The organism is Methylobacterium sp. WL18 (assembly GCF_008040015.1).
GTDB classification, from domain to species: domain Bacteria; phylum Pseudomonadota; class Alphaproteobacteria; order Rhizobiales; family Beijerinckiaceae; genus Methylobacterium; species Methylobacterium mesophilicum.
The window spans coordinates 1-4434 of record NZ_VRVD01000395.1; the positions used below are offsets into that span (position 1 = coordinate 1).

General features: G+C 72.6%; 2 protein-coding genes and 2 pseudogenes. 1 reads left to right on the forward strand and 3 read right to left on the reverse strand.

The window, feature by feature from the left end:
- Positions 1-184 (forward strand): annotated as a pseudogene (locus tag FV228_RS21390) (hypothetical protein); the annotation flags it as partial.
- 12 nt (positions 185-196) lie between these two features.
- On the opposite strand, the gene FV228_RS21395 reads toward FV228_RS21390, so the two are convergent.
- The 3 genes and pseudogenes from FV228_RS21395 to FV228_RS21405 all read right to left on the reverse strand — a co-directional run.
- Positions 197-3763 carry a tubulin-like doman-containing protein gene (locus FV228_RS21395; protein ID WP_147856452.1) on the reverse strand — a complete coding sequence of 1189 codons (3567 nt, stop codon included), beginning with the start codon at positions 3761-3763 and terminating at the stop codon, positions 197-199.
- 3 nt (positions 3764-3766) lie between these two features.
- Complete coding sequence (locus FV228_RS21400; RefSeq protein ID WP_147856453.1) at positions 3767-4255, reverse strand: hypothetical protein; 489 nt, start codon at positions 4253-4255, stop codon at positions 3767-3769.
- Positions 4252-4434: pseudogene (locus tag FV228_RS21405) on the reverse strand (hypothetical protein); the annotation flags it as partial. The gene FV228_RS21400 and the pseudogene FV228_RS21405, both read right to left, overlap by 4 nt.

Consider the following 4434-nt stretch of genomic DNA (forward strand, 5'->3'; position numbering starts at 1 on the left):
AAGCCTGCTCGACGCCTGGGGCGACCCCGCGCTCACCGCGCTCAGCCGGACGGTGCTGGCCGGCGATGAGCCGGATCCCGTTTCGGCGAATAGCCGCTTCGCCCGCTCGGCGATCCGGGCGGCCCGGGCGCAGGTTGTGGCGATGCGTGGCTGGTGTGAATCCTTCGACCACCACCCTCGTTGACCGAAAACGCTCTCAGCGCGCTGGCGGCGGCGGAGGCGGTGGTGCCAGCAGCGGGGCGAGTGTCGGATGGTCGGCGGCGGCGATCCAGGCGCCTCCCTGCGGGTGGATCTGGGTGGCTGCGCTCAGGGTGCCGGCGCGCGCCTGTGCGACGAGTTCGGCGAGCGGGAACGGCCCTTCGACCGTGTCCCGGTAGACGTGGAAGAGAGCAGCCGGCGGCGGTGGCGGCGGGACGGACGCGGCCGGGTTGGCGAGCCGCATCAGGCCCTCCGTGGTGAAGGCTGAGGGCTCGATCACGCGCTTGTCCACGGCCCGTAGGAGCGGCGGGTCGGCCGGGTCGCGGTTGGCCTCCTCGGGGGGCACGTCGGCGAGGCTGCCCGGGATCGGTTTGGTCCAGTCCTCCACCCGGGCGAGCAGCGCGTCGGACAGCCGGTCCGGATCCCCCGGTAGGCCGCCGGCCTCGATGGCAGCCTGGCGCCAGCGCAGAGCAAGCGACACCGCGACCGCGTTGCCGACACCGCCGACCCGGGCCTCGGCGTCGAAGTTCACCGTCTCGCGCCGCGGTGCGTAGGCGCGCTTGGCAGTCCAGGCGAACAGGGCCGCCATGGCCAGAGTCTGGACCGGCGACAGGGCCGCCTCGGCTTCAGCGACCTGGGCCGCGATCGCCTCGCGCTGGACCCGGTCGAACAGCTTGCGCCGGAGGGTCCGCTCGGACCCGACGCTGCGCCAGTCCCCCGGCTCGAACGCGAAGCGCCACAGCCCGGTCTCCGGAGCGCGCTGGAGCAGGCCGAGGCAGACCGCGCGCAGGAACAGCGACAGGGTCTCGCGCAGGGCATCCGATTCCTCGGCCGAGGGGGCGACCGGGTCCGGGAAGCGGAGATAGTCCTTGTGGTTGTGGAGCGGGATCGCGTCGAGGCGGTCCAGTTCCTGCGCGTAGGCGGTCCGCCAGTCGCGGCGTAGGGGACCGAGCACGTCGAGCGGTACGCCCGACAGCTCGCAGTAGCAGACGATGCGGCCCCGCTGGCTCGATTCGAGAAAGCCGATCTCTCCGGCGCCCAGCACCGGTGGCAGGCTCGCCCGCAGGATCGGGCCGAATTCCGCCTGGAAGGCACGCGAGCCCTCCACCGCCAGGATCGTCTTGAACTGGTCGCCGCCCGGGCTGAAGGCGTCGAACCGTGCGTAGATCCAGGGCATGCAGCGCAGCAGCATCAGTTCCAGGGTCTCGCGCTGCTTTGCGGGCGGCAATTCGCGGAGCGCATCCAGCGCCGACGGGATGCGGGCGCGGTGCGGCCCGAGCCGGCGCCGGGCCATCTCGCGGACGGCGTTGAGCAGGTCGGCCCGGGTCTCCTCCTCGCGCAGCAGTGCGAAGATCGCCCGCGACCCGCCATAGGCGCGGAATGCCTCGCGCGCCCAGGCGAGCTGCTCGGCCGGGGCGACCGCGATCTTGTCCGGCAGGTCGCCGGAGGGCAGGACCAGGAAAGTGCCGCCTGACGGGCGCTCGATGGCGTTGCGGATCTCGGCGATGTCGAGGCGCAGCTCGCGCATCAGCCGGCCGACATCCTCGTGGCCCTGGTTCAGGGCGCCGAGCAGGCCGTCGTAGCGGGCTACGCCGGTCTCCGGGTCGCGCCCGGTCCGGGCGCCGAGCCTGGCGGAGACCCGGCGCAGCAGCTCGGCCCCCTCGCGGGCGGCCACGGCCCGGATGCGCAGGACGCAGGAGCCGCGCAGATCCTCCCGGGCCTGCTCCAGGTAGCGCTCGGCGTCACGCCGGTGCGAGAAGATCAGGCCGGGGCGGACCTGGTCGAGCCGACTCAGCGAGGCGGAGAAGTGCTCCGCCAGCATCTCGTCGGCGAGGCGGGCGTAGGTGTCTGCGGCGCCGGTGAGCCGGGCGAGCGCGCCGCCATCGGCCTCGATCAGGTCCTTCACGCCCTCGATCAGCGCCCGGGCGTAGTCGAGGCCGCCACGTTCCTGGTCGTCGAGGAGGCGATAGAGCGCGGCCGGCAAAGCGCCGTCCCGGTCGGAGAGCCAGGCCGCCTCGAGCTTGGCGCGCACGTCCAGCACTTCGGCGCCGCGGGGACCGTAGGCGGAGCCCGAGCCGGTGCGGCCCAGGATGTCGTCGCGCAGGCGCTCGGCTGCCTTGCGCAGGTTCGGCGCCCAGTCCCGGGGGCTGGCGATCTCGGCCTTGATCGCGTCCACCGCCTCCTCGACGCCCAGCGCCACCGATTCCTGGATCGAGGAGCCGTCCGCCCGCTGCAGCAGGGTGCCGACAAGGTCGTATTCGGGGATGCCGGGCGGGGCCGGCTGGAGCACCTTCGGAAACGCCTCGAAGGCGGAGAAGCGCAGGGCGAGCCGGTCGGCGGCGAAGCGGTCGCGCTCCTCCACCGTGGGGATGTGACGCTCCGCCAGACGCTCCCCTTGCCCGCGGGCGACGCCGAAGAACGCCTCGACCATGCCGAGGCCCGCCCGGGCGGCGTGCTCCTCGAATTCGAGGCTGCCGCGGGTGGCGAGCACCGCTTGGCCGAGCGCCGAGTAGTTCAGCGAGAACAGGGCGGCGCGGCCGGCGCGGTCCGGGCTCGGCGGCGCCCATTTGCGCATCTTGTGCTGCGTCTGGTTGACCCCCGTCGAGCGCTTGCGGCCTGAGAATTCGGAATTGCCGAAATCCTCGAACAGCACGTCGGCCATCATGTCGTAGAGGTCGCCGATCGCGCCGGTGCGCTGGTCGGCGAGGTTCTGGGTGTCGAACAGGTAGACGTCGCTGAACGGCCGCTCGACCCCGCGCGCCACCCGGGCGTGGTCGCCCCAGCTCTCGACATAGGGCGGCTCGGGATTGCCGCGCATGGCGTATTCGAGTTCGGACAGGGTGGCGACGCCGTTGGCGAAGACCCGGTCCTTGTTGGCCCCGACATAGCCCGAGGGCAGGACCAGGAAGAGGTCGACCGCGTCGGGCCGCTTGGGCGTCTCCAACGAGGAGATCGCGTAGCCGGCATCGATCACCGCCCCGGAGCCGGTTCCGCCGGCCACCGACGCCACCACGACGACGCGCAGGTCCGTGGAGGTGTCGAGGCCCAGCGCGCGCAGCTGCGCCTCGTTCGAGACGTTGGCCAGCACCGCGCCGGCCTTGGCGGTGAGCCGGTCGGTGAAGTTGCGCACCTCGTCGAAGAACAGCAGCCGCGCGATCGCGCGGATCTGGCCGGCGCCCTTCGAGGCGTCGATGCGCGACAGGTCCCGGGCGGGAAGCCAGGAATCGATGTGCGGGTAGCTGCGCCGCTCGGCCTGGTAGCGGGCGAGGTTGACCGCCTTCTGCAGGGTCTCGCCTTCGCGGAACGCCACCTTCGCCGAGAGTGCATCGGTGGCCGCCGCCCGGCCGGCCTCGCGGGCCTCCAGGGTGTCGGTGTCGAAGTACAGGAAGGATGCGGCCGGGAACTGGTCGAGGGCGCTGATCCGCGTCCCGTTCCAATCGGCCTGGAGGATCCGGCGGCGCAGGCGCAGTAGCACCTCCATGCCGGTGCCGCCGAGCGCCACGAACACGGTGGGGCGGACCTTCAGGAGTGTCTCGGTCTCGGCAGCGGGCCGGGTGTCAGCCATATCTCAGCACCTCCGGTCGGGTGCGCGCAGGAACAGCACCAGGGCGGCGCAAAACAGCACGATGCAGAGCGCGAACCCGGCCGCCAGCCCCGCCCAGGCCTGCCAAAGCCGGCCGACCGTGGCGCTCACCAGGATCGACGCGGTGAGCATCAGCGCGGAGAACAGCATCCAGCTCGCGCCGTTGGCGGCGTCCAGCGTCGCGCGGCGGTTGATCAGGTGGGCGCGCACGCCCTGTCGGACGAACAGGAACAGCACCGCCAGCACCAATAAGGCGGCGGCGCCCAGCGCCAGCTCCGTGGTGGTCGGCCCCCGTTCGAGGCCGCTGAACGGGTTCGCCGGGGTGCTGGATTGAGCCGGCGGCGGCGCGGTCTGGAGCGGATCGGCCTGGGGCGCCGGGTTCTGCGGGGCGGGAATGGTGAAATCCTGGCCCGTTCGCGCCTGGACGCGGACGATCCCGGCAGGCCCAGCGCCGTCCCTGTACAAAAACATCATGCGCCGGATCCGGGCTCCTGGAGACGGGTTGCGCGGGCCGGCCCCCACAGGCCCGCCCGCACCTGCCAGCGGCTGCCGTCGGGGGCGCGGATCGTCTGGGCCCGGTACGGCCTGAGGCTCACCCGCTTCTGGGCAGTGCCGAGCGTCACGGTGTGCGGCCGGGTCCGGGTGGCGGCCAC

What these genes read in the sequence shown, in the direction of transcription:
- FV228_RS21400 (WP_147856453.1), bottom strand. Translation starts at nt 4,255, where the DNA reads ATGATGTTTTTGTACAGGGACGGCGCTGGGCCTGCCGGGATCGTCCGC.
- FV228_RS21395 (WP_147856452.1), bottom strand. Translation starts at nt 3,763, where the DNA reads ATGGCTGACACCCGGCCCGCTGCCGAGACCGAGACACTCCTGAAGGTC.